Raw genomic sequence first — 26,220 nt, forward strand, 5'->3', positions numbered from 1 at the left:
GCATGATCATCTATATTTTGCGTCGTCTGCTACTGCTGCTGATCACCCTATTCTTGCTTTCGCTGGTGAGCTTCAGCCTCAGTTACTTCACACCCAACGCGCCGCTGGAAGGTGCATCGCTGTTTGATGCCTGGTGGTTCTGGTTTAAAGGCCTGTTGCAGTTCGATTTCGGCGTATCCAGTACCAACGGTCAGCCAATCGATATTCAACTGCGCGAAGTATTTCCCGCCACGCTAGAGCTGTGCGTAATGGCGTTTATTCTGGCGCTGCTGGTTGGCATTCCACTGGGGATCTGCGCCGGCGTGATGCGGAAAAAGTGGCAGGATAAAGCGATTAGCGCCCTGGCGCTGCTGGGTTTCTCAATGCCGGTGTTCTGGCTGGCGCTGCTCTTTACCCTTTTCTTCTCCTTGACCCTCGGCTGGCTGCCGGTTTCTGGACGCTTCGATCTGCTTTATCCGGTGCAAAATATCACTGGCTTCGCGCTGATTGATGCCTGGCTGAGCCATTCGCCCTGGCGCCATGAAATGATGGTGAGCGCGTTGACGCATATGATTCTGCCGGTAATAGTGCTGGCCGTTGCGCCGGCTACCGAGATGATCCGCCTACTGCGCAGCAGCACCAGCGACGTGATGGACAAAAATTACGTCAAAGCTGCCGCAACGCGCGGGTTGTCGCGCTTCACGGTGATTCGCCGTCACGTATTGCATAATGCGCTGCCGCCGGTGATTCCCCGTCTTGGGCTGCAATTCTCCACCATGCTGACATTAGCAATGATCACCGAAGTGGTGTTCAACTGGCCAGGCCTTGGTCGCTGGTTGATTAATGCGATTCGCCAGCAGGACTACGCAGCAATTTCTGCTGGCGTGATGGTGGTCGGTGGATTGGTCATTCTGGTTAGCGTGTTATCCGATATTCTCGGTGCGGCACTTAATCCGCTGAAACATAAGGAATGGTATGCCCTACGATAATGTCTATGACGAGAAGCGGCTGCCCAGCACGCTGCGTCGCAGCTGGCAGCGCTTATACCGCGACACCAGCGGCATGGTCGGTTTGTACGGCTTTGGCATCCTGCTCTTCCTCTGTCTGTTCGGTGGTTTGCTGTCACCTTATGGCATTGACCAGCAATTCCTGGGTTATCAACTGCTGCCGCCTTCGTGGTCGCGCTATGGCGATGTCTCTTTCTTTCTTGGTACCGACGATCTTGGGCGCGATGTACTGAGCCGCCTGTTAAGCGGCGTGGCGCCCACCGTGGGGTCCGCCATTCTGGTTACGGTGTTAGCGACGATCTGCGCGCTGGTGCTCGGTATCTTCGCTGGCATAACACGCGGCGTGCGTTCGGCGGTAATGAACCACGTGCTGGACACGCTGCTGTCAATTCCTTCGCTATTACTGGCGATTATCGTGGTGGCCTTTCTCGGGCCGCGTCTGGAACATGCGATGCTGGCCGTGTTTCTGGCGCTGATCCCACGTTTAGTGCGCGAAATTTATACTGCTGTACATGATGAGATGGAGAAAGAGTATGTGGTGGCGCTGCGCCTCGATGGTGCGCGCAATCTGAATATTCTGTGGAACGCCGTGCTGCCGAATGTGCTGCCGCTGCTGGTGAGCGAAATTACCCGCTCGCTGTCAATGGCGATTCTGGATATCGCGGCGCTCGGTTTCCTCGATCTTGGCGCGCAGCTGCCCTCACCCGAATGGGGCGCAATGCTCGGTGACGCGCTGGAGCTGATCTACGTGGCGCCCTGGACGGTGATGCTGCCAGGCGTGGCGCTGATGGTGAGCGTGTTGATCGTTAACCTGCTGGGCGATGGTATCCGTCGCGCAGTAGAAGCGGGAGTTGAATAATGCCGCTACTGGATATCCGAAATCTGACCATCGAGTTTATGACCGCTGACGGTCCGGTCAAAGCGGTCGACCGCATCAATCTGACGCTTACCGAAGGTGAAGTGCGCGGGCTGGTCGGTGAGTCAGGATCGGGCAAGAGCCTGATCGCCAAAGCCATTTGTGGCGTAACGAAAGATAACTGGCGCGTCACCGCCGATCGCATGGTATTTGACGACGTCGACCTGCTGCGTCTGTCGCCGCGCGAACGCCGACGTATTGTCGGCCACAATGTCTCGATGATTTTCCAGGAGCCGCAATCCTGTCTCGATCCGTCAGAAAGCATTGGCCGCCAACTGATGCAGGCCATTCCGCGCTGGACCCATAAAGGTCGCTGGTATCAGCGCCTGTGGTTCTGGCGTAAAGTGCGCGCGATTGAGCTATTGCACCGCGTTGGCATCAAAGATCATAAAGACATCATGCGCAGCTTCCCGTACGAATTAACCGACGGTGAATGCCAGAAAGTGATGATCGCTATCGCCCTGGCCAATCAGCCGCGCCTGTTGATCGCCGATGAACCGACCAACGCCATGGAGCCAACCACGCAGGCGCAGATTTTCCGCCTGCTGAGCCGCCTCAATCAGAATAACAACACCACGATTTTGCTGATCAGCCACGACCTGCGCACGATGAGCCAATGGGCTGACCGCATCAACGTGATGTATTGCGGCCAGACGGTGGAAACGGCGCAAAGCGAAGATCTTATGGATACGCCGCACCATCCTTATACTCAGGCGCTGATCCGCGCGATGCCCGATTTCGGCAGCGCGCTGCCGCACAAAAGCCGATTAAATACGCTGTCTGGCGCGATCCCGTCGCTGGAACATTTGCCGATTGGCTGTCGTCTTGGGCCACGCTGCCCGTATGCGCAGCGAAAATGCATTGAGACTCCGCGTCTGACCGGTAACAAAGCCCACCTGTTTGCCTGCCACTTCCCGCTAAATATGGAGGGCCAGTAGTCATGGACACCTTGCTGGAAGTACGCAACCTGAGCAAAACCTATCGCTATCGTACCGGCCTGTTTCGTCGTCAGCACGTTGAGGCGGTGAAAGGCGTCAGTTTTACCCTGCGTGAAAAGCAGACGCTGGCGGTGATCGGTGAAAACGGTTCGGGAAAATCCACGCTGGCGAAAATGCTGAGCGGCATGGTGGAACCCACCGCGGGTGAAATGCTGATTGACGATCATCCGCTGGAGTACGGCGACTATGGCTACCGGAGCCAGCGCATCCGCATGATTTTTCAGGATCCCTCCACCTCGCTCAATCCGCGGCAGCGCGTCAGCCAGATTCTTGATTTTCCGCTGCGTCTGAATACAGAACTCGACGATGAAGCGCGCGAGAAACGCATTATCGCCACGCTGCGCCAGGTCGGCTTGCTGCGCGATCACGCTGGCTACTATCCACATATGTTGGCGCCCGGACAGAAACAGCGCCTGGCGCTGGCACGCGCATTGATTTTGCAGCCAAAAGTGATCGTTGCCGATGAAGCCCTTGCCTCACTGGATATGACCATGCGCTCGCAGCTGGTAAATCTGATGCTGGAACTGCAGGAGCAGCACGGCATCGCCTATATCTATGTCACGCAGCACCTTGGCATGATGAAGCACATCAGCGATCAGGTATTAGTCATGCATCAGGGCGAAGTCGTGGAGCGCGGCGGCACCGCCGATGTGCTGGCCTCGCCGTTACATGATCTAACCAAACGCCTGATCGCCAGCCATTTTGGTGAAGCCTTAACCGCCGAAGCCTGGCGACGTGAGCGCTGATGCCGCACCGCAGCGTGGAAAACGCGGTGCGATTTACCGCATTTATAGAGACGTGCTAGACTTCGCACGAGATTAACGTCGGTCGCCTGCTTTTTAACCATCGCGACCGCCAACAACAATGACCAAAAGGATTACAGCTATGGGTTTTCTTTCCGGTAAGCGCATTCTGATTACTGGCGTTGCCAGTAAACTCTCAATCGCCTACGGTATTGCGCAGGCGATGCACAAACAGGGCGCAGAACTGGCTTTCACCTACCAGAACGACAAACTGAAAAGTCGTGTGGAAGAGTTTGCCAAAGATCTGGGTTCAGACATTGTTCTGCCTTGCGATGTGGCAGAAGACGAGAGCATTACTGCGCTGTTCACCGAACTGGCAAAAACCTGGCCGAAATTTGACGGTTTCGTTCACTCCATCGGTTTCGCGCCTGGCGATCAGCTGGATGGTGACTACGTGAACGCCGTTACGCGTGAAGGCTTCAAAATTGCGCACGACATCAGCGCCTACAGCTTTGTGGCGATGGCAAAAGAGTGCCGCGCAATGCTGAACCCGAATTCTGCCCTGCTGACCCTCTCATACCTCGGCGCAGAGCGCGCGATCCCGAACTACAACGTGATGGGTCTGGCTAAAGCGTCTCTGGAAGCCAACGTTCGCTACATGGCGAACGCGATGGGTCCTGAAGGCACGCGCGTTAACGCCGTTTCTGCTGGTCCAATCCGTACCCTGGCCGCGTCAGGCATTAAAGACTTCCGTAAGATGCTGGCACACTGCGAAGCGGTGACCCCGATTCGTCGTACCGTGACCATCGAAGACGTGGGTAACTCTGCGGCTTTCCTGTGTTCTGACCTCGCGGGTGGTATCACCGGTGAAGTGGTACATGTTGATGGCGGCTTCAGCATTGCCGCCATGAACGAGCTGGAACTGAAGTAAGCTTCATAGGGTCGCCATTCATGGCGACCTCTTAATACAAAAACATCCCTCCTTATACTCGTAAGCTATTAATTATTCCCCATCATTCTTTTGCCGTGGACAGCCGTTCAGCGACGATAAGCTAGCCCTTTGTTGCATGCCTGCTTTTCAGATTCGCACGCCGTGCAGCAAGTCCGTTTTTAGCGAAAGGAATGACCATGGAACAACGCCGTTCTCCCGGCCATGACCACTGGTTTTATGAAAGCCAGACTCGCCCGAATACAACCGCCACCGCACCGCTGGTGCCCGAAGCCGCCTATATCGAAGACCGTTTTCTGCTCGGTTTGCAACAGGAAGCCACCGCACTCCAGCCGCTGTTGACGAGTTTTCAGCCCACACTGCTGGCAGCACGCGACCTGAGCCAGATCCTGTTTCCCGATACGCTCGCGACCAGTTTGACCCACACCTTAACGCTGTACGATCGTCTTAGTACCGCGCTGACAGTAGCGCAGGTGGCCGGCGTTCAGCGCCTGTGTAATCACTACTCTGCGCGGCTTAATCCTTTGCCGGGCCCGGATTCCTCACGTGAAAGTAACAATCGCCTGACGCAAATTACCCAATATGCTCGCCAGCTGGCGATGCAGCCTGAATTGATCACCACTAACAGCATCAGCGCGCTGGATGCGGTGGGATTGACGGAGCCCGATATCGTCACGCTGAACCAACTTATCGGTTTTGTCAGCTATCAGTCGCGCGTCGTGGCCTCGCTGCACGCGATGATGGGCTTGCCGGTACGCTGGATCCCTGGCGTTTCTCCACCACCCGATGCCAGCGCAGCGTTGTTTGCCAGCAGCGCTGGCTGGCAGCCTGCGCTAAAACCGGTGGAATTGCGCTATGCCAGCGCCGAACAGCTGGCAGCGGTGACTTTCTGTCAGGGAATTGACGGGTTAGATGACGCGATCTGGTTATTGGTACACGATGCACCAGCGCTATACGGTTTCGCCACTCTGAAGCAGCGACTGAGCACACATTTCGCTGCGGAAGAGGCGCTGGCACAAGCGGTCTGCGCACGCGTGCTGGGTTGTCGCCGCCAGTTCGGGCAACTGACGGGCGAATGGCGCGCGGCGCTGTTGCAGGATGTGGAGAACGCGGGTACTGCATCGCCGGTGATAGCGATTGGCGCCCAGTTAACCCGCCAGCCCGATCGCTTTAGCGCGGCACATCTGCAACCTTTGCTCAATGCGGGCTGGGGCACCGAGCGCATCTTTACGCTGTTACAAGCCGTGGCGTTTGCTAACTGGCAGGATCGCGTGCTGATGGCGTTAGGAGAAACCCGTTAGTCGGGCAGATGCCGACGCGCTTCATCAAAGAAGTGCTGAGCCAGCGGTGAAGCTCTGCCTGGCTCGGCAATCACCAACGCTGCCTGGCGCCCCATTGGGGCAATCTCAATTGGCCGACGCGCCAGATTCTGTAACAGCTCCGGCAGCAGATGGCCGCATGGCGACACCATTACGCCCAATCCCACCTGCGTACTTTGCAACAGTTGCATAATTGACGCGCTTTCAACGATAACGCGCGGAATGAGGCCAGTTTCACGCAGCTGGCCGTCGAGATAACGGCGAAAATAGCGCGTTGGCTCGGCCAGACATAGCGGATGGCTGGCGAGCATCGATAGCGACAGCGTTTCATGCTCAAGCAGTGCCGGAAAATAGTGAGGATTGAAAAGTGCTTCCACGCCGGGATCTTTTAACAAAGCGGTTTGAAAATGCAGCTCGCGTAAGGAGGTCAGCTCAAAGAAGCCAATCCCGCCATCTACCGTATGGCTGTTGAGCGCCTCTAAAAGCTGATCGGCACTCATCGCTGAAACGCGATAATCAAGCTGCGGGTAGCGTATTTCAACCGCCTTTAATAATGCCGGCAGCGCCACGCTGCACTGCGGCATCACGCCCAGCCGCAAGGTGCCATTCACGCCATGCTTGAGCGATTCCACTTCCAGCTTTAAACCCTGATAGACCGAGACAATTTCCCGCGCCCACGTCAGTACGCGCTCGCCTTCCGGCGTGAAACCATCGAAATTGTTGCTGCGATTGATCAGCGATAACCCTAACTCGCGCTCAAGGTTTTTCAGCCGCATTGAAAGCGTTGGCTGGCTAACAAAGCTGGCCTCAGCCGCACGTCCAAAGTGCCGTTCGCGCTCCAGGTTACACAGATAAATTAACTGTTTGATGTCTATTTTGTTTGTCCAGCAATAAGTGATGAAAGATGACGTCGGCTATCTAAAAATGCCGTGTTACCCAGCAGGCGAGCGCCAAATAAACGGGCCGGGAAAAACCGGGGGATGTTCAACCAGCCCGCCAGTGATGTCAATGTAACCCCTTCATTTTATTCCCGGGTATGCCTTACCCATTGAATTCTTTCTCCAACTTCAATTATTTACACCTCGCTCACTGGCCTTACTGCAACCAGCGTCTAAAATTGTCAGCGTGACTAGCTAGTCCTTAAATCTAATGGAACATTGATAAGAGGTCTTCCTATGAACAAACAGAGCTACAGAGGCGGCGCAGGGAATTTTGCCAACAATCCGGAACGTGCCAGAGAAGCTGGCAAGGCGGGAGGCCAGGCCAGCGGTGGTAACTTCAGAAACGATCCTGAAAGAGCCGTCGAAGCGGGTCGGAAAGGAGGCAAAATAAGCCGTCGTCCTCCAACGAAGTCTGAGTAAGGCGCCTTAGGATGTTGTCTGCCAGGGATTGGCATCAGCGTTGCTGTTATCAAGCAACGCTTTACGCCACGCCCAGCGCGCTTTTCACCTCGTTAGCAATCTTCTCAACCTGCGGGCCGTAAATCACCTGCACATCATGTTCGCTGACGCGATTAACCCCATTGGCGCCGGTCGTGAGCAAGGTTTGATCGACCACTTGCTTCATCTCTTTAACCCGTACCCGCAGCCGGGTAAAACAACAATCGACATCTTCTATATTGGCTTCACCGCCGAGCCCGCTAATGATCACTTTGGTGCGCTCATCAGCCGCCACCTGCTCCGGTTTTTGCTCCTCATCAGATTCGCGCCCCGGCGTTTCCACACGCATGCGCGTAATCACAAACCGGAAGGCGTAATAGTAAATCGGCACATACATCACCCCCAGCACAATCGTCCACCACCAGTGGGTTTTCGTGCCGCCGAGAATACCAAATACCACCAAATCGATGGCGCCACCCTGCACGTTACCGATCATCAGGTGCAGCATCGACATCAGCATAAAGGACAAGCCGGTGAGCACCGCATGCAGGATATAGAGCACGGGCGAAACGAAGATGAAACAGAACTCCAGCGGCTCGGTGATACCGGTTGTAAAGGACGTTAATGCACCCGCCAGCACCAGCGCTTTAACGCGCTGTTTATGCTCGGGCCGTGCGGTGTGATAAATCGCGAGTGCGGCGGCCGGTAAACCAAACATCATTACCGGGATTTTGCCTTGTGCAAGGAATTGCGTGGCACCGCGCACCGTATCATCCGGGATCGCGCCGGGATGCGTCAGCGAAGTATTAAAGATATTCAGCGCGCCCACAACGCTTTGCCCCTCCACCGTTGCCATGCCACCAATCGGCGTAAACCGTACGGTTTCATTGAGAATATGGTGCAAGCCGGTGGGAATCAGCAGGCGTTCGCTGGTGCCAAGCAAAAAAGCACCATATTGCCCACTTTTACCAATCATCAGGCCAACCCACGCGATGCCTTCGCCGATGGTCGGCCAAATCAATGCCAGCAGCACGCCCACCAGCGGCAACACCACCACCGTGACGATCGGCACAAAACGACGTCCACCGAAGAAGCTGATGGCCGTGGGCAGCTGCTGCGTATAAAACCGGTTGTGCAACACCACGGTAATCAAACCTGCGATCACGCCGCCCAGCACGCTCATGTTGTAAGTAAAAATACCGAGCATGTCGATGTATTCGGCGGAGGTCATCATCGCGGCGGTTTGGTCCATGCCAGCCTTTTGCAATGCTTCTGGCGTGGTGGTCGCCGCCGTCAAGCCCTTCGACGCCAGCGTGGAGCTGATGCCGACGTTCATGGCGATATAACCAATCACTGCGGCGAATGCGGCGGTGGGCTTCTCGGCTTTTGCCAGTCCAATGGCGCTGGCCACGGCAAAGAACAGCGGCAGATTGGCAAACAGCGCTCCCGCCACTTTACGAATAAAACCAATGATCAGTTGTGGCACCTGCAGATTGGCGAAAGCATCTCCGGTAATTGCCGGATTTTGCATTGCGGCGGCTAACCCAAGAAAGATCCCTGCGGCGGCGATCACCGAGATCGGCATCATCAAAGCTTTACCGAAAGCGTGAATTTGGCTGGCCAGATTCTTCATGCTGCGTGCCCTTCTCATCATTGAAAGAGCAATTATTAGTCAGTTATTCCTGCAGCACGTAACTCACGCACCTGACCAGCGGGAAAAATTTGATATAAGTCACGCTTTGCTACCTTTTTGCGATAAACGCCGCCTATCGCTCCATTAAACCAATCAATTAGACAACTTTTAAGGAGAGTCGCACACTTCCCGCTAACAGAAGACATATTCTGATAACAACTCATAAACAAATAAGCCTGCAACTATGAAATTTAAACGTAAGATTCAACCTTATCGCGCCGCGGCGGGCGGCTGGGGTTCATTGGAAGCGACTACCCGTTTTGTCCTTGATAGCAAAGCAGCGCTGAAAAACATGCGTAACTTAATGCGCATGAACAAAGCGCGCGGTTTTGACTGCCCGGGTTGTGCATGGGGCGATGACAACAAAAGTACCTTTAGTTTCTGTGAAAACGGCGCAAAAGCCGTGACCTGGGAAGCGACGCGACGCGTCGTTGCTCCAAATTTTTTTGCCCAGCACAGCGTGAGCACCCTCTATCAGCAAAGTGATTATTTTCTCGAATATCAGGGCCGCTTAACCCACCCTATGCGCTACAACAGTGCCACCGACCATTACGAACCGATTAGCTGGGATGACGCCTTTGCGCTGATTGCTCAGCACCTGCAGGCGATGGATCATCCAAACCAGATGGAGTTGTATACATCGGGTCGTGCCAGCAATGAAGCGTCATGGCTTTATCAACTGTTTGGCCGTGTGATGGGCACCAACAACTTCCCCGACTGCTCCAATATGTGCCACGAAGCCAGCGGCACCGGCCTGAAACGCAGCATCGGCGTGGGTAAAGGCACCATTCGTCTCGACGATTTTGATCATGCGGACGCAATTTTCGTCTTCGGCCAGAATCCAGGCACCAACCACCCGCGCATGCTGCACAGCCTGCGTCACGCTGCCGATCATGGCGCGAAAATCGTCACCTTCAATACCCTGCGCGAGCGCGGGCTGGAGCGTTTTGCCGATCCGCAAAAGCCGCTGGAAATCGTCACATCGATGGCCGGTACGATTAGTTCTGCCTATTACCAGCCCCATCTCGGTGGCGATATGGCGGCGATTCGCGGCATGGTGAAAACGTTGCTGGAAATGCAGCGTGAACGTTTGGCGGCTGGCGAAGCGGGCATTTTTGACCATACGTTCATTAGCGCAAATACCCAAGGCGTTGAGGAATATCTAGCCGCCGTAGATAACACCCGCTGGGACGATATCGTGCGTCAATCCGGTCTGAGCGAAGCGCAGATACGTGAAGCCGCGGCAATTTATCAAAGCGCTGAGCGCGTCATCGTGACCTGGGCGATGGGTATCACCCAGCATAAACATTCAGTGGACACCGTACGCGAAATCACCAACCTGCAATTGCTGTTTGGCCAGTTGGGCAAAAAAGGCGCGGGCCTGTGTCCGGTACGCGGCCACAGTAATGTGCAGGGCAACCGCACCATGGGTATCGATGAAAAGCCGAGCAAGCCGTTCCTTGATGCACTGGGTACCCACTTTGGTTTTGAACCGCCGCGCGAGCACGGTCATAACACCGTTGAAGCGCTGAATGCGATGTTGCGTGATGAAGTGAAAGTGCTGATTGCGTTAGGCGGAAATCTCGCGGCGGCAGCACCCGACTCCCCCGTCACCGAAGAGGCGTTGCAGCATTGCGGTTTGACCGTGCACATCAGTACCAAACTGAACCGCAGCCATCTGGTGCCGGGCCATGAAGGACTGATTCTGCCAACCCTGGGCCGCACCGAACGCGATCGTCAGGCCAGCGGTAATCAGTACATCACCGTTGAAGATTCTTTCAGCATGGTACATGCCTCAGAAGGCGTGGGGATTCCGCTGGCGGAGACGCAGCGTTCCGAAACCGCGATCGTTGCGGGTATTGCGCATGCCACTTTAGGCAGCGAGAAAATCGACTGGCTGGCAATGGCGGGTAATTACGATCTGATTCGCGATCACATCGCTGCGACCATTCCGGGCTTTGACGATTTTAATAACAAGTGCGACATCCCCGGCGGTTTCTATCTCGGCAATGCCGCCGCAGAACTGCGCTTCAACACACCGAGTAAGCGGGCAGAATTCAGCGCCGCCGTCCTGCCGACTTCCCTGTTCCCGCAGTTGGGCGATGTGGCCGTGCCGTTTACGCTGCAAACTCTACGTTCACACGATCAGTACAACACCACCATTTATGGCCTCGATGACCGTTATCGCGGCGTGTATGGCCAGCGCGAAGTGGTCTTTATCCATCCAGATGATATGGCGTCGTTAGGTTTCAGCGAGGGCCAGCTGGTGGATATTGAGACGCTGTGGAATGACGGATTAACGCGGCGTGTTAGTGGTTTCAAGCTGGTGCCGTACAATATTCCGCGCGGCAATCTCGCCGCCTATTATCCGGAAACCAACCCGCTGGTACCGCTCTCCAGCTTTGGCGACGGTAGCGGTACGCCGACCTCAAAATCGGTGCCGGTCAAGCTGGCATTAACTGCCGCCTTGCCCTCACAACGCATCGCCTAACCAAAGCGTTATCAGAAGGTAAAAAGCCGCGTAAAGCGGCTTTTTAGCCTGTTTTGACCTTGCCGCGCGCACGCGATTCGCGTAAAACTGTCAGCCGCTCTTAGGCCACGAAACTATATAAATTATGTTCCAGGATAATCCGCTGCTCGCGCAGCTTAAAGAGAAGCTTCATGCGCAGACTCCGCGTGTTGAAGGTATTGTTAAAGGTACGGAAAAAGGCTTTGGCTTCCTTGAAGTTGATGCTCAAAAAAGCTACTTCATTCCGCCACCGCAGATGAAGAAAGTGATGCACGGCGACCGCATTCAGGCCGTGATCCACACCGATAAAGACCGCGAGAGTGCCGAGCCGGAAACCCTGGTTGAGCCGTTCCTGACCCGCTTTGTCGGCCGCGTACAAAGGAAGGACGATCGCCTGTCGATTGTGCCGGACCATCCGCTGCTGAAAGACGCGATTCCGTGTCGCGCCGAGCGTAGCGTGAGCCACGACTTCCAGAACGGGGATTGGGCAGTAGCGGAAATGCGCCGTCACCCGCTGAAAGGCGACCGTGGCTTCTATGCTGAACTGACCGAATTCATTGTCACGGCGGACGATCATCTCGCCCCGTGGTGGGTCACGCTGTCACGTCATAACCTCGAACGCCAGGCGCCTGACGTCGGCTTTGGTGAGATGCTTGACGAAAATCTCCAGCGTGAAGATTTAACCGCGTTGCATTTTGTCACCATCGACAGCGCCAGCACCCAGGATATGGATGATGCGCTGTATGTGGAAGAGAATGCCGACGGCAATCTGTCACTGACTATCGCTATCGCCGACCCTACCGCTTATGTCGCGGAAGGCAGCGAGCTGGATAAGCTGGCCGCTAAACGCGCCTTTACTAACTATCTGCCGGGCTTCAACATTCCGATGTTACCGCGCGAGCTGTCTGACAACGTGTGTTCACTGCGTCCGAACGAACGTCGCCCGGCGCTGGCGTGCCGCGTAACCGTGTTGAAAGATGGCAGCCTGGCTGACGATGTGCACTTCTTTGCCGCGTGGATCGAGTCCAAAGCCAAACTGGTTTATGACAACGTCTCCGATTGGCTGGAAAACAGCGGCAGCTGGCAGCCCGAAAGCGAGGCGATTGCTCAGCAAATTCGCCTGCTGCATCAGCTGTGCCTGGCGCGCAGCGAGTGGCGTCAAACCCATGCGCTGGTGTTCAAAGATCGTCCGGACTACCGCTTTGTGTTGGGCGAGAAAGGCGAAGTGTTGGATATCATTTCCGAGCCGCGTCGCATCGCTAACCGCATCGTTGAAGAATCCATGATCCTCGCTAACGTCTGTGCCGCAAAAGTGCTGCAGGAGAAGCTGGGCTTTGGTATCTACAACCTGCATACCGGTTTCGACCTCGCCAATGCAGAGCAGGCCGCAGGCGTGCTGGCAGGTCACGGCATCACCGTTGATCCGCAGGCGATTACCACGCTGGAAGGCTTCCGCCAGCTACGTCGTGAACTTGATGCGCAGCCTACGCAGTATCTCGACAGCCGCATCCGTCGCTTCCAGTCTTTTGCGGAAGTGAGCACCGAGCCAGGCCCGCACTTTGGTCTCGGTCTTGAAGCCTATGCCACCTGGACGTCACCGATTCGTAAGTTTGGCGACATGATCAACCATCGTCTGCTGAAAGCGATTGTGCGTGGCGACAGCATCGCCCGTCCGCAGGATGAGCTGACGACGATCATGAGCGAGCGTCGTCGCCTGAACCGTATGGCTGAACGCGATGTCGGTGATTGGCTCTATGCGCGCTTCCTGGCGCCGTTTGCTGGTACCGATCGCAAGTTCAGCGCCGAGATCATCGACGTGTCACGTGGCGGTATGCGCGTCCGCCTGCAGGAAAATGGCGCGGTCGCCTTTATTCCTGCTCCGTTCATCCACGCGGTGCGTGATGAGCTGGTGTGCTCTCAGGAGAGCGGCACCGTGCAGATTAAAGGTGAAGTCGCTTACCGCGTCACCGACATCATTGATGTGACCATTGCGGAAGTGCGCATGGAAACCCGCAGCGTGGTTGCCCGTCCAGCCGCCTGAGCATGAAAACTCGCGGGATAACAGCCGTTATCCCGCATTTCATTGCAATCACCTTCGCAAAGGTTAAATTTGCATTCTGCTTCACACTTCTGCTGCTAACCCCTGTCGTTAACAATTCATTACATTACTTTTAACTTGTTGTATTCGATCGCCTCTTTTCCCGGTCTCTACAAGGAGTTAACTCATGAACAACGTCAAAACCGGAGTCATCTGGTTAGCGGTGGCGTTAATTGGCGCAGGCGCATTTGCCATGCTGGCGCTCAGTCGCGGCGAACACGTCAACGCCGTCTGGCTAGTGATTGCCTCGGTCGCCTGCTACAGCATTGCCTACCGCTTTTACAGCCTGTTTATCTCTAAACGCATCTTTGAACTGGACGATCGTCGTCGCACACCCGCGGAACGCTTAAGTGACGGCCTCGATTACGTCCCCACTAATAAATGGGTGCTGTTCGGCCACCACTTTGCGGCGATTGCTGGTGCAGGTCCGCTGGTTGGCCCAATTCTCGCGGCGCAAATGGGTTTTCTGCCCGGCACCATCTGGATTCTGGTTGGCGTAATGTTTGCCGGTGCGGTGCAGGACTTTCTGATTCTGTTCATCTCTACGCGTCGTGATGGCCGTTCGCTCGGTGAGATGGCACGTCAGGAGCTCGGTTCGTTCGCGGGCGTGGTTACCATGCTCGGTGCGTTGGGCGTGATGATTATCATCCTCTCAGCGCTGGCGCTGGTGGTGGTAAAAGCGTTAGCAAACAGTCCGTGGGGCTTGTTTACCATCGCTGCCACTATTCCGATTGCGCTGTTTATGGGCGTGTATATGCGCTTCCTGCGGCCGGGAAAAATTGCCGAGGTGTCGATTATTGGCTTCGTACTGATGATGGCGGCGATCATCTACGGCGGCAACGTGGCAGCCGATCCTTATTGGGGGCCGCTCTTTACGCTCAAAGGCACTGAGTTGACGTGGGTGCTGGTGATCTACGGTTTTATTGCCTCTTCGCTGCCGGTGTGGCTGCTGCTGGCACCACGCGATTATCTCTCAACTTTCCTGAAAATCGGCGTCATCATTGGTCTGGCGATTGGCATTCTGTTTGCTATGCCGGAAATGAAGATGCCCGCCGTCACCAAATTTATCGATGGCAGCGGCCCGGTATTCTCCGGCGCGCTGTTCCCGTTCCTGTTTATTACTATTGCCTGTGGTGCGATTTCCGGCTTCCACGCATTGGTCTCGAGCGGAACCACACCGAAGCTGGTGGAGCGCGAAAGTCATATTCGCTTTATCGGCTATGGCGCGATGTTGATGGAATCGTTCGTGGCGATTATGGCGCTGATTTGCGCTTCGGTGCTCGACCCGGGCGTTTACTTTGCCATGAACTCTCCTGCCGCACTGATTGGGACTACGGTGGAAAGTGCCTCGCAGGCCATCAACGGCTGGGGCTTTGTCGTGACGCCGGAAATGTTGAGCGGCATTGCCCGCGACGTCGGCGAAAGCACGATTCTGTCACGTGCCGGTGGTGCGCCGACCTTTGCCGTAGGTATGGCGCATATTATTACCGAGGTGTTTAACAGCCGGGCCATGATGGCGTTCTGGTATCACTTTGCGATTCTCTTTGAGGCACTGTTTATTCTTACTGCGGTTGATGCCGGTACCCGCGCCTGTCGCTTTATGGTGCAGGACCTGGTGGGCACCGTGGTACCGTCGATGGCCAATAACCGTTCATGGCTGGGTAATATGGCCGGCACCACCGTGGCGGTAGCAGGATGGGGCTTCTTCGTTTATCAGGGCGTGGTCGATCCACTTGGCGGGATTAACACGCTGTGGCCACTGTTTGGCATCGGTAACCAGATGCTGGCGTCGATGGCGCTGATTCTCGGCACCGTTGTCTTGTTCAAGATGAAGAAGCAGCGCTATGCGTGGGTCACTATTTTACCTACCGCCTGGCTGTTCATCACCTCAATGACGGCCGGATGGCAGAAGATCTTCCACGAGAAGCCCTCCATTGGTTTCCTCGCGCAGGCGAACAAATTCAGCAAAGGTATCGATGACGGCATCGTTATCGCTCCGGCCAAGACCGTTGCCGATATGCAAACCATCGTGTTTAGCAATCAAATTAACGCGGCCCTGTGCGCCTTCTTCATGCTGGTGGCGGTCACCATGCTAGTGGCAGCCTTCTTCGTGATCCGTCGCGCACTCAACAGCACAGTGCCGACTACCCATGAATCCGAAATCTCCCTGCGCAAAGAGGTGCGAAATGTCTGAGTCCATTTTTCAGTGGAGAAAGCCCACCGGTGCGTGGCAAATTCAGCACTGCTTACCAATCACACCTGCAGCGGGTGGGCAAAATCTTACGCGCTGGCAGCGACTCTGGCGGGGTTTGCAGCAAAGTTTTCGTTTAATGGTCGGCGTTCATGACTATGAAACTTATCTGAAGCATATGCGCGAACATCATCCAACGCTCGCTCCAATGGATGAGCGCGCTTTTCACCGTCACTGCCTCGATGCGCGCTTTCCCAGCCAGCCAGGCAAGCTGGGTAAGTGCCCTTGCTAAAGACTTCAGCCCCGTTTATCGGGGCTTTTTCGTGCCATTCTTTAGTAAAAACAAAAATATATTTAATTTGCACCTTGTGCTGACGCAGGAGGTTGAATACTGTTGCTAAAATAATGAGATACCGCCCGCTGAGCATTCCCCCGGAGGAAGTTTCCATGACCGATGAACAAGGGCAAACGTTGCTATATACCTTGTTTGGCACCACCAGCCCTCATTGGCGTTTAACTTCAGATAGTGATGCTTTGCATTTTGCCGAAGATGAGAACGCTAACACCAATATGGCGGTTCCGCTTACACCCGCGCAGGCCAGTTTACTTCGCGCGATGACGGTCATTACCTCCAGTATCAACCTTACGCTGTCGCTGCACGGCGAGCCGGTGCCGATGCATTTCGTCGGCCGTAAAGTTAACCAATCAACCTGGGCAGGAACCTCCTCAGCTTGGGGCGATACCTCCGCCGTCGCGCGAGATTTGACGCTGGGCTTATCTTTTGCCGAGCAGGTGGTTTCTGAAGCAAACTCGGTGATTGTGATCCTCGATCAACGCGGTAATATTCAACGATTTAACCGCTTGAGCGAAGAGTATACCGGGCTGAAAGAGCAGGAAGTGATTGGCCGCAACGTGTTTCAGCTGTTTATGACTAAACAGGAAGCCCAGGCATCACGGCGCAACATCACCGGCTTCTTCCGTGAAGGCAGTTCATATGAAGTTGAGCGCTGGATTAAAACCCGCAAAGGTCAGCGACTGTTTCTGTTTCGTAATAAGTTCGTACACAGCGGTAGCGGGAAAAATGAAATTTTCCTCATCTGTTCTGGAACCGACATCACAGAAGAACGTCGAGCGCAGGAACGGCTGCGTGTTCTGGCCAATACCGATACGGTGACCGGTTTACCTAATCGCAACGCCATCCATCAGCAGATCAGCCTGGCACTGGAGCTGGCAAAGGGCAGTCAAACCGGCGTGGTTTATCTTGATTTAGATAATTTTAAGAAGGTTAACGACGCCTATGGCCACATGTTCGGCGACCAGCTGCTGCAGGCGGTATCGTTAGCCATCCTCAGCTGTCTGGGTAAAGATCAAACCCTGGCGCGTCTTGGTGGCGATGAATTCGTGGTGCTGGCGGAACACACCAGCCAGGCCGCGCTAGAAGCGATGGCGTCGCGCATTCTTGAGCGCCTGCGCCAACCGTTCCGCATTGGCCTGATTGAGGTCTATAGCGGCTGCTCGATTGGCATCGCCCTCGCCCCGCTGCATGGCGAAGACCGCGAAAGCCTGATTCGTAACGCCGACACGGCGATGTACCACGCGAAAGAGAATGGTCGCGGTAAATTCTGCGTGTTTGCCAATGAGATGAACCAGCGCGTGTTCGAGTATCTTTGGCTGGATACCAACCTGCGTAAAGCGCTGGAGCTGGATCATCTGGTGGTGCATTACCAACCGAAACTCAATGCTAAAGGCGACGTGGTTAGTGCAGAGGCGCTGGTACGCTGGAATTCTCCCGAGCGCGGTTTGGTGCCGCCGGGCGACTTCATTTCCTATGCGGAGGAGTCAGGATTGATTGTGCCGCTGGGTCGCTGGGTCATGCTCAATGTCCTGCAGCAAATCATTAAGTGGCGTAGTGAAGGCATCTACCTGCGTGTCGCCGTGAATGTTTCAGCTAAGCAGCTGATCGATCAAAGTGTTTATACCGATCTAAAACATGCCTTAAGTGAAGCGGGCCTGACGGATTGTCCTATTGATATCGAACTGACGGAAAGCTGTTTAATTGAGAATGAAGCGGGCGCCCTGATGTTGATGAAGCAGTTTCAGGAACTTGGCGCAGAGATTCATCTTGACGATTTTGGTACCGGCTACTCTTCTCTTTCCCAGCTGGCGCGTATCCCTATTGATGCCATTAAGCTGGATCAGAGTTTTGTGCGTAATATCAATATGCAACCTGTTGCACAATCGCTGGTCCGTGCGATTGTTGCCGTTGCTAAAGCCCTTAAGCTGCAGGTGATTGCTGAGGGCATTGAAACCGAAGCTGAAGAGAAGTTTGTGATGGCCAACGGTGTCGATGGGCGGCAAGGTTATTATTATGCAAAACCAATGCCCGCAGAAGAGCTCGGGCATTGGCTGGCTAAGCATCCTGCCCGCGTCTAATGCCGGTTAGCGAGATTAACCGGCTTTGCGCATGGAAGCGCTATGCCGGTTCTGCAGTTGTACCAGACGTTCCATATAGGCAATGTCTTTCGGTTCCAGCGTGAAGGCATAATCTACCCAATCCTCCGTTATATCCATCAGTTCTGCCCGTGACAGCTGCAGCACACGTTGACGTGCTTTGAGCATGGCACGTACGCCATTCAACTTTGGACGAAGCGTGTCGATAAAGGTCCGCGTAGTGCGATAACCATCGCCCGGCTGGAACACTTTATCGACCAGGCCACGCGTCTCATACCACTCCGCGCTGTGTGACTCCCCTTCCATAATCAGCTCTTCGGCCAGCTTCATGCCAGACCGACGCGCCACCAGGGAGTAACCGCCCATGCCGGGGAACAGGTTGAAGGCGATCTCGGGGAACCCCATGCGCGCACTGTTCTGCGCCAGAATGAAGTGGTGTGCCAGCGCCGCTTCAAAACCGCCACCGAGCGCACTGCCTTCAATCATTGCCAGGGTCACCGCTCCGGTATCAAACCCCCGCGCTGCGGAATGGATGCAGTCGACACAGGCACGTGCATAAGCGCGCAGCGCTTCACGACGATTATTGCGAATGCAGTCTACGAAGAAACGCAGATCGCCGCCGGCGTTGAACATCTGCGGTACTAACGAACCCGTGACCCAAAAATCAATTGGCAGACCGGAACGCTGGGCGGAATAGCTCAGGTTCATGATCTCCTCGATTAATTCGTGGTTAAAACTCGGGCGTGGTTGCGCACGCAGCATCATCCACATGGTGTGGCGGCCCTCTTCATAGTAGGCCGCGAGCTGTGTGGTTTGTCCAACTTCGGTGAACAGTCTGCATGTGGGTTGGTTAATTACTGTCATTGTCTCATCCTCTGTTTATGTTTATGTGGTGCGTTAAACGCCACATCAGCGTAATCCAGAGTGAGGCCAGACCAAATGAGAGATTGATTTATAAAGCAAAATCCAGAGATATCCCCGACCATCGGCCGGGGAAGCATTAGCGGGCTTACTTGATGGCAGCGCGTTGCCCTACGGCAACATGAGAACGCTTAACGCGTCTTGAATACACAGCGGTGATGATAGGCACGATTACAGACGTCACTATCACCGACGTGGCGACTAATGCCGTGGCAGCAGGAGCAACCGGTTTAAACTGCGGCAGCATTTCTGCAATCAGGACCGGCGTGGCGACCGCGGCTCCGGCAGTGCTGGAAGCCGCGATTCCCGCCGTGCCGTCGCCGCCACCGATGAAGCGGTCGGCAATAATCAGAGGAATGCCGGTAATAATGATGACCGCAACACCCAGCAAAATGCCCAACATCCCCGTTTGAGCAATCACCGCCAAATCGATGGTATTACCCAGCGCGAAAGCGAAGAAGGGAATCAAGGTGTGAACCGCTTTACCAAAGAAATCACGCAGTTCCGGATCGAGATTGCCAAGCGCAAATCCGACAATAAACGGCAGTACTGCGCCAACAAAAACGTGGGGTTCAAATGAAGCGATGCCTGCGGTACCGAGAATCACCATGGTCATCAGCGGTCCCGATTCCAGTGACATCAACACAAAGGCTCCCGCCTCCTCTTTCGATCCATATTGCTGCATGATTGAGGCATATAAGCCGCCGTTGGTCATATCCATGGCGGCTACCAGGGCTAGCGTAGAAAGACCAGCAAACATCCCCACTTCAATACCATTTTCCGGCATCACGCGTGAGGCAATCGCCGCGACAACCCAGGCGACGGCAATTTTAGTGAGGACTAGCGTACCGGATTTACGCAACACCGTGCCCGTGGCGCTCAGTTTGATTGACGCCCCCATGCAGAAGAACCACACCGCCAGGATCGGTACCGTACCGCTCATCAAGCCATTAGTAAAAGAACCGAAATATTTACCCGCGCCGGGGGAAAAAGTATGGCATAGCGCGCCTAAAAACAGCGGAATCAACATCATACCGCCAGGAATTTTATCGATTGCCCGTTTAATATGCATAGGTCTGTCACCTTAACTGAGCCAAAGGGAGGTGCGTTTCAATTGCCGGAAGGCATGGGGAGCAAGATAACGGCGGGTGACAAGGAAAAAAGTGATCGCACCTTTATTTATGAAACAGTGTTTTATTTTTATTGGTTGATCATTTTGAATTTATGATGTGCATCGCCATACCAGTTGAAATGGCGGGAAAAAGAAAGGCGCCCTCAGGCGCCTGTCTCATTTTGCATACCCTTAATTCTGTCCATACCATGCGTTTTGACCATGTTTGCGCAGGTAGTGTAGATCGAGCAATGTTTGAGAAATGGGCGTTAACTCAGCCTGAAGCCTGGCAGTGTGCAACGCCATATAGGCAACTTCCTCCAACACCACGGCGCTATGCACCGCAGCGTGCGCATCTTTACCCCAGGCAAAAGGACCGTGTGAATTAACCAACGCAGCCGGAACGGCATTGGGATGAATCCCTCGTTGTGCGAAGGTTTCAATAATCACCTGCCCGGTATTCCACTCATAATCTCGCTCTATTTCTTCACGCTTCATCTGACGCGTGCAAGGGATAGTGCCGTAGAAATCATCCGCATGCGTGGTACCCAATGCAATGATCTCACGTCCAGCCTGAGCCCAGATAGTCGCGTGGCGCGAGTGCGTGTGAACAATACCGCCAACGTCCGGCCACGCCAGATAGAGTGCGCGATGCGTCGCCGTGTCAGATGACGGGCGCATTTTGCCTTCTATGATATTGCCGCTGGCTAATTCCACCACCACCATATCGTCGCGCCGCATATCCTCGTATTTCACGCCAGAAGGCTTGATTACAAGTAGACCGCGTTCGCGATCCACGGCACTGACATTGCCCCAGGTAAAGGTCACCAGGTTATAGCGTGGTAAATCGAGATTCGCTTCCAGTACCTGCTGCTTTAACGCTTCCAGCATGATTTTTCTCCTGAGAACTGTGATACCTCAATTGTGAGGAGCAGGCCAGGAAACCGTTATGGAAGGAATCGCTATAAAAGCAGCGAAAAGTGGCTGAGGCACCAAAAATGCGGTGTAAATTAAGACTTTTCTATCTTCGGAAACAATGCGCAAAGTTTAGACTTATCTAAGCATTGATGCGGACCTGATCTCTCCCAGTTTGAATGCTGTTGCAGGATGAATAGGGCAACGCATTTTACGGTGATTATCGACGGCATAGGATGTGACGAAGGAGAATTTTGGAGGACAACATCTATACTTACAGTGTTACCTCTGTGTTAACAATCAAGGAGAAGTGAATGACTACAACAATGAAACGTTTAACCGCAGCCTTACTGGCTACCACTTTAGTTGTTGCCTTGAGCGGTTGCTCCAACTGGTCGAAACGCGATCGCAATACCGCAATTGGTGCGGGTGCGGGTGCCATTGGTGGTTCCGTGCTAACCAACGGTAGCGGGCTCGGTACTATTGGCGGCGCGGCCGTCGGCGGTATCATCGGCCATCAGGTGAGTAAGTAATAAAACAATAATACGCAGGCTACGCAGCGCATCTACCGATCAACGGGCCACCGATAACGTGGCCCGAACTGTTTCAACCGCCGGCGAGTTTTACTTTCATACCTTTGGCTTCCAGCAGCGTCTTAATCACATCGCGCTTGTCGCCCTGGATTTCGATCACGCCCTCTTTTACCGCACCACCACAACCACATTTTTTCTTCAATTCAGCGGCGAGCTTTTCAAGTGCGGCATCATCAAGATCGATACCGCTGATCAGGCAAACGCCCTTTCCTTTGCGACCGCTAGTCTGACGCTGAATACGTACAATGCCATCGCCTTTTGGTCGCGGCGCTTTCTCGTCTTCGTGCGTAATGCGACCGCTATCCGTCGAATATACCAGTCGATTGTCCTGAGCCATTATGCCTCCTGTAAGCTATGCAGGATTTGCTGCAGGGTTGCTGCCGGATCGGCGGATTGGGTAATTGGACGACCAATAACCATATAATCCACACCCGCCAGTTTAGCCTGCTGCGGCGTCATGATGCGTCGCTGATCGCCTGCATCACTGCCTGCGGGCCGAATGCCAGGCGTTACCAGCGCAAAATCCTTGCCAATTACCTGCTTAAAGTGCGCGGCTTCTTGTGCAGAGCAAACCACGCCGTGCAGACCGCAATCATGGGTTAAACGCGCCAGGCGCTCTGCCTGCTCAGCCGGGGAAAGTGTAATACCCAGACCTTTCAAATCGCTCTCATCCATGCTGGTTAACACGGTGACGGCAATCAGCAATGGTGCATCTTTCCCAAAGGGTACTAACGCTTCACGCGCCGCATTCATCATGCGCGCGCCACCGCTTGCATGAACATTTACCATCCACACACCTAAATCGGCAGCGGCTGCCACAGCATGTGCCGTCGTGTTTGGGATATCGTGAAACTTGAGGTCGAGGAACACTTCAAAACCGCGCTCCTGCAGCAGCTCCACCAGTGCAGGACCAAATAACGTGAACATCTCTTTGCCCACTTTCAGCCGACACTGGCTTGGATCAATGCGGTCAACAAACTGCAGCGCGCTGTTGAGATCATGATAGTCGAGAGCCACCAGAATGGGTGAAGTGGTTACAGGCATAACGTTTCCTCAGTGACAGGCACCCGCAGGCGCGATGGACAAACGGCAAGCATTCTACCTGCGCAGAACGGTGACCACAATCACGCTACCAAATCTAACGAACCTGACTGACGAGCCTATGCACGATGTTGAGGAGTCGCAAAAGCGTAAACCCTGTTGTATGTTGTAACTATATCGCGCTATAAAAAGAACATCACGGCCACTATTGGCCGTCGAGTCCACGAATGGGTTTAACGGAAGACCACGCACGACAGGATGGACAATGCCAGTACAGTGCATGCGCCGTAAATCCACACTTCTGGCAGCGATAGCGCGGTTTGGTGCGGATCTGTTCACCTACCATGTCACGCAGGACCATCAAACTCTCTTTCGCGCGTCCATCTTCAGCTTCATGTAAGTGGAAATCCATCAGGCGATGGAATACGCGCATTGTCGGATGCCGCTGCAGCTGACGATTGATGTATAACTGCGCGGCTTCTGGGCCTTGCTGCTGCTCAAGGATGTCGGAGAGATAGAGTTCTGCCGCTGCGCCCGTGTTCTCATCAACGCAGCGTTGTAAAAATTGGGCCCAGTTTTCGGCTTGATTCAGTCGCTGATAGCAAGTTTCCAGCATAGGCAAGGTTTCGCTTACCAGTTCTTTATCCTGCTCCAGCACGCGCTGCAATCGGATGGCAGCTTTGGCGTACTCGCCCTGCTCCATCAGAATACGGCCCATCATGATCGAAACGCGCGCACTCTGATGATCGGCTGATTCACCCTTTTTCAATAGCGTCATTGCACGATCAAGGTCATCACTGCTTAGCGCCTGTAATGCCAGCTCGCAATAGAAATGGGCGATTTCACCTTTTTGTTTGTCTTTACCGAGTTTAACCAGTTTTTCGGCCACTTCGATGGCCTTTTGCCAGTCGCTGGTCGCCTGATGAATCAGTAACAGTTGCTGGAGCGCACCAATGCGAAAATCCGTTTCTTCCACCAGCTGACCAAACATGTCTTCGGCGCGATCGTAAAGCCCCGCTGCCATATAATCACGTCCAAGTTGCTGGATCGCCAGCAAACGCTGTTCGTAGCTGAGCGAAGCGCTTTCCATCAATGCCTGGTGAATACGAATAGCGCGATCAACTTCGCCTCGCGAACGGAACAGATTGCCCAGCGTCAAATGCGCCTCAACTGTGCCGCTGTCCTCTTTCAACATATCGAGAAAGAGATCAACCGCTTTGTCCTGTTGATTGGAGAGTAAGAAGTTAACCCCCGCCACATATTCACGTGACAGGCGATTCGCTTCTTGTTGCTTATCCTGATGCGCACTGCGGCGGCCCATATACCAGCCATACGCCGCCGCAACAGGAAGAAGCAAAAACAGCAGTTCAAGCATCGAAAATTAATCCCGACGGCTAACAGTAGGTGACGTTGTCACAGCAGTAGCTTGTTCATTTTGCGCCTGAATACGCTTTAGTTTTCGCTGCGCGTTGGCCAGTGATACGCGTATGCGTAGCCAGAACAGACCACAAATCGCCCAGCCAAGCAGGAACCCGGCGCCAAACAGACTGGCGAGTAAAGTAGAAATACGAAATTCGCCCTGCGCTAGCAGATAATTAAAAGTGATGACCTGGTCGTTATGCGCTCCGAGCGTAACGGAGATAATAAAAATGACCAAAACCACGAGAAAAATTAGCAAATATTTCACAATGCATCCTGTCGAGAGGTTATCCAAGAGAAGTATGCCAAAAAAGCGCCATTGATGCTGCTTATCCCCGCATCAGTTAGCGCATTTTTCTGCAAGCGCAATCAATCATATGGGGACAAATAGCGTAATTACAATCCATCATCGCGCTGCGCAATCTCCTTCTGCTCTGCGGGGGGAACCGTTAGAGGGCCGCAAAAACGCTGGGCCAACAGGGTTGCTAGCGTCACCAGTACCCAGGAAATGATTGTTGCCATAACTACATCACGCGGCCAGTGCATACCCAGTAATAGGCGGCTTCCCATCACCATTGTTGCCCAAATAAACAACACTGCGACCGTCTTAATATGCCTGCGTGGCCATAACAGGCCGATCGCCAATAACGCCCAGCTGGCTGCAAACATGGTATGCCCGGAAGGAAATGCATAGCCGGTTTCAAAGGCCCAATGATTTTTTAACCATTGAGGCAGCTGCGTATCATTGGCCAATAAGGTTGAAACCATCTCACTGCGCTCGGTACGATGCAGCTGATAGAACTCATCGCCGCTAATGCCATGGCTTTTTTCCAGCCAAATCACATAGGGTCGAGGTTCCTGGACATGCTCTTTAATGGAGGTTTTGGTGTACTGGCCGGCAAGAATTGCGCCATTCATAATGAGAATAAGCAAAATCGCGGGTTTGAGACGGAAACGTAAGCACCACAGCATCCAGGCACTGAGAATAATGCTGGTGAGAATCCCCCATGGGCTGGTTACGGTTTCCGTCATCCAAAACAACAGGCGCAGTATCTTACTGCTTTCTCCTGGCTGCCATTGCCAACCCGATATCCACACGCCCACGGGCATCAGCAATAATAAAAACGCCCCGAAGGTGGTCCGCTTGATGATGTTTAACATTCGCTTCCTTTAAGATCTGCTGCAACACGCGCGGCATGCATAACTTTAGCTGAAAAAAGAATAACATACCCATTGCGGCTTGGATAATTGTGCTTTATCACTACAATCACTGTGACCGATTAACGGCGAGAGTTCGGGTTGTGGCACAATAGCGTAAGTTTCATCGGGCCACCTGGGCCCGTGCGTTATCATGATGATAGCGCATCCTCTGAAGGTTCTGGAGAGTCACATGCAGCTTAAACGGGTAGCAGAAGCCAAACTGCCCACGCCATGGGGAGATTTCCTTATGGTTGGTTTTGAAGAACTGGCAACCGGGCACGACCATGTCGCGCTGGTTTATGGAGATATTAGCGATCACAATCCGGTACTGGCACGCGTCCATTCCGAATGCCTGACCGGCGATGCCCTGTTCAGCTTACGCTGCGACTGCGGCTTTCAGCTGGAGGCCGCGTTAACGGCTATCGCTGAAGAGGGGCGCGGTATCTTGATGTACCATCGCCAGGAAGGCCGCAACATTGGTTTGTTGAATAAAATTCGTGCTTATGCCTTACAGGATAAGGGCTACGATACGGTTGAAGCGAATCATCAACTCGGTTTCGCCGCGGATGAGCGCGATTTCACCTTGTGTGCAGATATGTTCAAACTGTTGGGCGTCAATGAAGTGCGCTTGCTAACGAATAACCCACGCAAGGTTGAGATCCTCAGTGAAGCCGGTATCAACATCGTAGAGCGTGTACCGCTGGTTGTGGGTCGTAATCCAAAAAATGCCCACTATCTTGATACCAAAGCTGAAAAGATGGGTCATCTGCTACCGAAATCTTGAGCAG

General features: G+C 54.1%; 24 protein-coding genes. 14 read left to right on the forward strand and 10 right to left on the reverse strand.

What is annotated here, in order from left to right; translation table 11 throughout:
* Positions 1-2: 2 nt before the first annotated feature.
* The 6 genes from sapB (at position 3) to AC07WB_RS09925 (ending at position 5,893) form a co-directional block, all read left to right on the forward strand.
* Complete coding sequence (sapB, locus tag AC07WB_RS09900) at positions 3-968, forward strand: putrescine export ABC transporter permease SapB (RefSeq protein WP_097097234.1); 966 nt, start codon at positions 3-5, stop codon at positions 966-968.
* Entirely contained in the window at positions 955-1,845 is an 891-nt protein-coding gene (sapC, locus tag AC07WB_RS09905; protein ID WP_097097233.1) for a putrescine export ABC transporter permease SapC, read from the forward strand. Before sapB ends, sapC begins: the two co-directional genes overlap by 14 nt.
* Positions 1,845-2,840 carry a putrescine export ABC transporter ATP-binding protein SapD gene (gene sapD / locus AC07WB_RS09910; RefSeq protein ID WP_097097232.1) on the forward strand — a complete coding sequence of 332 codons (996 nt, stop codon included), beginning with the start codon at positions 1,845-1,847 and terminating at the stop codon, positions 2,838-2,840. The genes sapC and sapD overlap by 1 nt, the downstream gene beginning before the upstream one ends.
* Before the next feature lie 2 nt (positions 2,841-2,842).
* Positions 2,843-3,646, forward strand: coding sequence for a putrescine export ABC transporter ATP-binding protein SapF (sapF, locus tag AC07WB_RS09915; RefSeq protein WP_097097231.1), 804 nt, complete (start codon positions 2,843-2,845; stop codon positions 3,644-3,646).
* A gap of 139 nt (positions 3,647-3,785) precedes the next feature.
* A complete protein-coding gene (gene fabI, locus AC07WB_RS09920) occupies positions 3,786-4,574 on the forward strand; it encodes an enoyl-ACP reductase FabI (protein WP_007892455.1) in 789 nt (262 codons plus the stop codon).
* 197 nt (positions 4,575-4,771) lie between these two features.
* Positions 4,772-5,893 carry a CMD domain-containing protein gene (locus AC07WB_RS09925; RefSeq protein ID WP_494940438.1) on the forward strand — a complete coding sequence of 374 codons (1,122 nt, stop codon included), beginning with the start codon at positions 4,772-4,774 and terminating at the stop codon, positions 5,891-5,893.
* Here the strand turns inward: AC07WB_RS09925 and AC07WB_RS09930 are convergent.
* Entirely contained in the window at positions 5,890-6,786 is an 897-nt protein-coding gene (locus AC07WB_RS09930; RefSeq protein WP_097097229.1) for a LysR substrate-binding domain-containing protein, read from the reverse strand. The genes AC07WB_RS09925 and AC07WB_RS09930 overlap by 4 nt on opposite strands.
* Positions 6,787-7,086: 300 nt before the next feature.
* Here AC07WB_RS09930 and AC07WB_RS09935 point away from each other — a divergent pair, with 300 nt between their 5' ends.
* Positions 7,087-7,272 carry a con-10 family general stress protein gene (locus AC07WB_RS09935; RefSeq protein ID WP_097097228.1) on the forward strand — a complete coding sequence of 62 codons (186 nt, stop codon included), beginning with the start codon at positions 7,087-7,089 and terminating at the stop codon, positions 7,270-7,272.
* Positions 7,273-7,333: 61 nt separating this feature from the next.
* On the opposite strand, the gene AC07WB_RS09940 is transcribed toward AC07WB_RS09935, so the two are convergent.
* On the reverse strand, positions 7,334-8,923 hold the full coding sequence (locus tag AC07WB_RS09940) for a PTS transporter subunit EIIC (RefSeq protein ID WP_097097227.1): 1,590 nt from the start codon (positions 8,921-8,923) through the stop codon (positions 7,334-7,336).
* Positions 8,924-9,167: 244 nt separating this feature from the next.
* Here AC07WB_RS09940 and AC07WB_RS09945 point away from each other — a divergent pair, with 244 nt between their 5' ends.
* The 5 genes from AC07WB_RS09945 (at position 9,168) to pdeR (ending at position 18,214) form a co-directional block, all read left to right on the forward strand.
* Positions 9,168-11,474: an FdhF/YdeP family oxidoreductase gene (locus tag AC07WB_RS09945; RefSeq protein ID WP_494940439.1), complete on the forward strand. Its 2,307-nt coding sequence runs from the start codon at positions 9,168-9,170 to the stop codon at positions 11,472-11,474.
* Between the two features lie 124 nt (positions 11,475-11,598).
* On the forward strand, positions 11,599-13,533 hold the full coding sequence (locus tag AC07WB_RS09950; RefSeq protein WP_494940440.1) for an exoribonuclease II: 1,935 nt from the start codon (positions 11,599-11,601) through the stop codon (positions 13,531-13,533).
* A 184-nt stretch (positions 13,534-13,717) separates the two neighbouring features.
* Complete coding sequence (locus AC07WB_RS09955) at positions 13,718-15,784, forward strand: carbon starvation CstA family protein (RefSeq protein WP_345829616.1); 2,067 nt, start codon at positions 13,718-13,720, stop codon at positions 15,782-15,784.
* Positions 15,777-16,073 carry a YbdD/YjiX family protein gene (locus AC07WB_RS09960; protein ID WP_400455964.1) on the forward strand — a complete coding sequence of 99 codons (297 nt, stop codon included), beginning with the start codon at positions 15,777-15,779 and terminating at the stop codon, positions 16,071-16,073. The genes AC07WB_RS09955 and AC07WB_RS09960 overlap by 8 nt, the downstream gene beginning before the upstream one ends.
* A gap of 155 nt (positions 16,074-16,228) precedes the next feature.
* Positions 16,229-18,214: a cyclic di-GMP phosphodiesterase gene (gene pdeR, locus AC07WB_RS09965; RefSeq protein WP_097097222.1), complete on the forward strand. Its 1,986-nt coding sequence runs from the start codon at positions 16,229-16,231 to the stop codon at positions 18,212-18,214.
* Between the two features lie 15 nt (positions 18,215-18,229).
* Here pdeR and AC07WB_RS09970 read toward each other — a convergent pair whose 3' ends face one another.
* From AC07WB_RS09970 to araD, 3 genes are all read right to left on the reverse strand, one after another.
* A complete protein-coding gene (locus tag AC07WB_RS09970; RefSeq protein WP_494940441.1) occupies positions 18,230-19,096 on the reverse strand; it encodes a crotonase/enoyl-CoA hydratase family protein in 867 nt (288 codons plus the stop codon).
* Positions 19,097-19,241: 145 nt separating this feature from the next.
* Positions 19,242-20,225, reverse strand: coding sequence for a 2-keto-3-deoxygluconate transporter (kdgT, locus tag AC07WB_RS09975; protein WP_097097220.1), 984 nt, complete (start codon positions 20,223-20,225; stop codon positions 19,242-19,244).
* Positions 20,226-20,456: 231 nt separating this feature from the next.
* The gene (araD, locus tag AC07WB_RS09980; RefSeq protein WP_345829614.1) at positions 20,457-21,155 is read right to left on the reverse strand and encodes an L-ribulose-5-phosphate 4-epimerase; all 699 of its coding nucleotides are present in this window, start codon (positions 21,153-21,155) and stop codon (positions 20,457-20,459) included.
* 338 nt (positions 21,156-21,493) lie between these two features.
* Here araD and osmB point away from each other — a divergent pair, with 338 nt between their 5' ends.
* Positions 21,494-21,712: an osmotically-inducible lipoprotein OsmB gene (gene osmB / locus AC07WB_RS09985; protein WP_097097218.1), complete on the forward strand. Its 219-nt coding sequence runs from the start codon at positions 21,494-21,496 to the stop codon at positions 21,710-21,712.
* Between the two features lie 73 nt (positions 21,713-21,785).
* Here the strand turns inward: osmB and yciH are convergent, their stop codons facing one another.
* The 5 genes from yciH to pgpB form a co-directional block, all read right to left on the reverse strand.
* Positions 21,786-22,109, reverse strand: coding sequence for a stress response translation initiation inhibitor YciH (yciH, locus tag AC07WB_RS09990; RefSeq protein ID WP_494940442.1), 324 nt, complete (start codon positions 22,107-22,109; stop codon positions 21,786-21,788).
* On the reverse strand, positions 22,109-22,816 hold the full coding sequence (gene pyrF, locus AC07WB_RS09995) for an orotidine-5'-phosphate decarboxylase (RefSeq protein ID WP_494940443.1): 708 nt from the start codon (positions 22,814-22,816) through the stop codon (positions 22,109-22,111). Before pyrF ends, yciH begins: the two co-directional genes overlap by 1 nt.
* A gap of 202 nt (positions 22,817-23,018) precedes the next feature.
* Positions 23,019-24,188 carry a lipopolysaccharide assembly protein LapB gene (gene lapB, locus AC07WB_RS10000; RefSeq protein WP_494940444.1) on the reverse strand — a complete coding sequence of 390 codons (1,170 nt, stop codon included), beginning with the start codon at positions 24,186-24,188 and terminating at the stop codon, positions 23,019-23,021.
* A 6-nt stretch (positions 24,189-24,194) separates the two neighbouring features.
* The gene (locus tag AC07WB_RS10005; RefSeq protein WP_097097214.1) at positions 24,195-24,500 is read right to left on the reverse strand and encodes a LapA family protein; all 306 of its coding nucleotides are present in this window, start codon (positions 24,498-24,500) and stop codon (positions 24,195-24,197) included.
* Between the two features lie 128 nt (positions 24,501-24,628).
* Positions 24,629-25,393, reverse strand: coding sequence for a phosphatidylglycerophosphatase B (gene pgpB / locus AC07WB_RS10010; protein ID WP_400455973.1), 765 nt, complete (start codon positions 25,391-25,393; stop codon positions 24,629-24,631).
* 229 nt (positions 25,394-25,622) lie between these two features.
* Between pgpB and ribA the strand changes: the two genes are divergently transcribed.
* The gene (gene ribA / locus AC07WB_RS10015) at positions 25,623-26,216 is read left to right on the forward strand and encodes a GTP cyclohydrolase II (RefSeq protein WP_097097212.1); all 594 of its coding nucleotides are present in this window, start codon (positions 25,623-25,625) and stop codon (positions 26,214-26,216) included.
* Positions 26,217-26,220: the final 4 nt, after the last annotated feature.

It is taken from the genome of Pantoea sp. GW821-FHT03E06 (assembly GCF_059420725.1).

Excerpts from the sequence above, each read along its gene's own strand:
- AC07WB_RS09940 (WP_097097227.1), bottom strand. The coding sequence starts at position 8,923 with ATGAAGAATCTGGCCAGCCAAATTCACGCTTTCGGTAAAGCTTTGATG.
- AC07WB_RS09960 (WP_400455964.1), top strand. The coding sequence starts at position 15,777 with ATGTCTGAGTCCATTTTTCAGTGGAGAAAGCCCACCGGTGCGTGGCAA.
- yciH (WP_494940442.1), bottom strand. The coding sequence starts at position 22,109 with ATGGCTCAGGACAATCGACTGGTATATTCGACGGATAGCGGTCGCATT.
- osmB (WP_097097218.1), top strand. The coding sequence starts at position 21,494 with ATGACTACAACAATGAAACGTTTAACCGCAGCCTTACTGGCTACCACT.
- AC07WB_RS09925 (WP_494940438.1), top strand. The coding sequence starts at position 4,772 with ATGGAACAACGCCGTTCTCCCGGCCATGACCACTGGTTTTATGAAAGC.
- pdeR (WP_097097222.1), top strand. The coding sequence starts at position 16,229 with ATGACCGATGAACAAGGGCAAACGTTGCTATATACCTTGTTTGGCACC.
- AC07WB_RS09970 (WP_494940441.1), bottom strand. The coding sequence starts at position 19,096 with ATGACAGTAATTAACCAACCCACATGCAGACTGTTCACCGAAGTTGGA.
- AC07WB_RS09950 (WP_494940440.1), top strand. The coding sequence starts at position 11,599 with ATGTTCCAGGATAATCCGCTGCTCGCGCAGCTTAAAGAGAAGCTTCAT.
- fabI (WP_007892455.1), top strand. The coding sequence starts at position 3,786 with ATGGGTTTTCTTTCCGGTAAGCGCATTCTGATTACTGGCGTTGCCAGT.
- sapC (WP_097097233.1), top strand. The coding sequence starts at position 955 with ATGCCCTACGATAATGTCTATGACGAGAAGCGGCTGCCCAGCACGCTG.
- lapB (WP_494940444.1), bottom strand. The coding sequence starts at position 24,188 with ATGCTTGAACTGCTGTTTTTGCTTCTTCCTGTTGCGGCGGCGTATGGC.
- sapD (WP_097097232.1), top strand. The coding sequence starts at position 1,845 with ATGCCGCTACTGGATATCCGAAATCTGACCATCGAGTTTATGACCGCT.
- sapF (WP_097097231.1), top strand. The coding sequence starts at position 2,843 with ATGGACACCTTGCTGGAAGTACGCAACCTGAGCAAAACCTATCGCTAT.
- AC07WB_RS09955 (WP_345829616.1), top strand. The coding sequence starts at position 13,718 with ATGAACAACGTCAAAACCGGAGTCATCTGGTTAGCGGTGGCGTTAATT.
- ribA (WP_097097212.1), top strand. The coding sequence starts at position 25,623 with ATGCAGCTTAAACGGGTAGCAGAAGCCAAACTGCCCACGCCATGGGGA.
- AC07WB_RS09935 (WP_097097228.1), top strand. The coding sequence starts at position 7,087 with ATGAACAAACAGAGCTACAGAGGCGGCGCAGGGAATTTTGCCAACAAT.
- sapB (WP_097097234.1), top strand. The coding sequence starts at position 3 with ATGATCATCTATATTTTGCGTCGTCTGCTACTGCTGCTGATCACCCTA.
- araD (WP_345829614.1), bottom strand. The coding sequence starts at position 21,155 with ATGCTGGAAGCGTTAAAGCAGCAGGTACTGGAAGCGAATCTCGATTTA.
- pyrF (WP_494940443.1), bottom strand. The coding sequence starts at position 22,816 with ATGCCTGTAACCACTTCACCCATTCTGGTGGCTCTCGACTATCATGAT.
- AC07WB_RS09945 (WP_494940439.1), top strand. The coding sequence starts at position 9,168 with ATGAAATTTAAACGTAAGATTCAACCTTATCGCGCCGCGGCGGGCGGC.
- kdgT (WP_097097220.1), bottom strand. The coding sequence starts at position 20,225 with ATGCATATTAAACGGGCAATCGATAAAATTCCTGGCGGTATGATGTTG.
- pgpB (WP_400455973.1), bottom strand. The coding sequence starts at position 25,393 with ATGTTAAACATCATCAAGCGGACCACCTTCGGGGCGTTTTTATTATTG.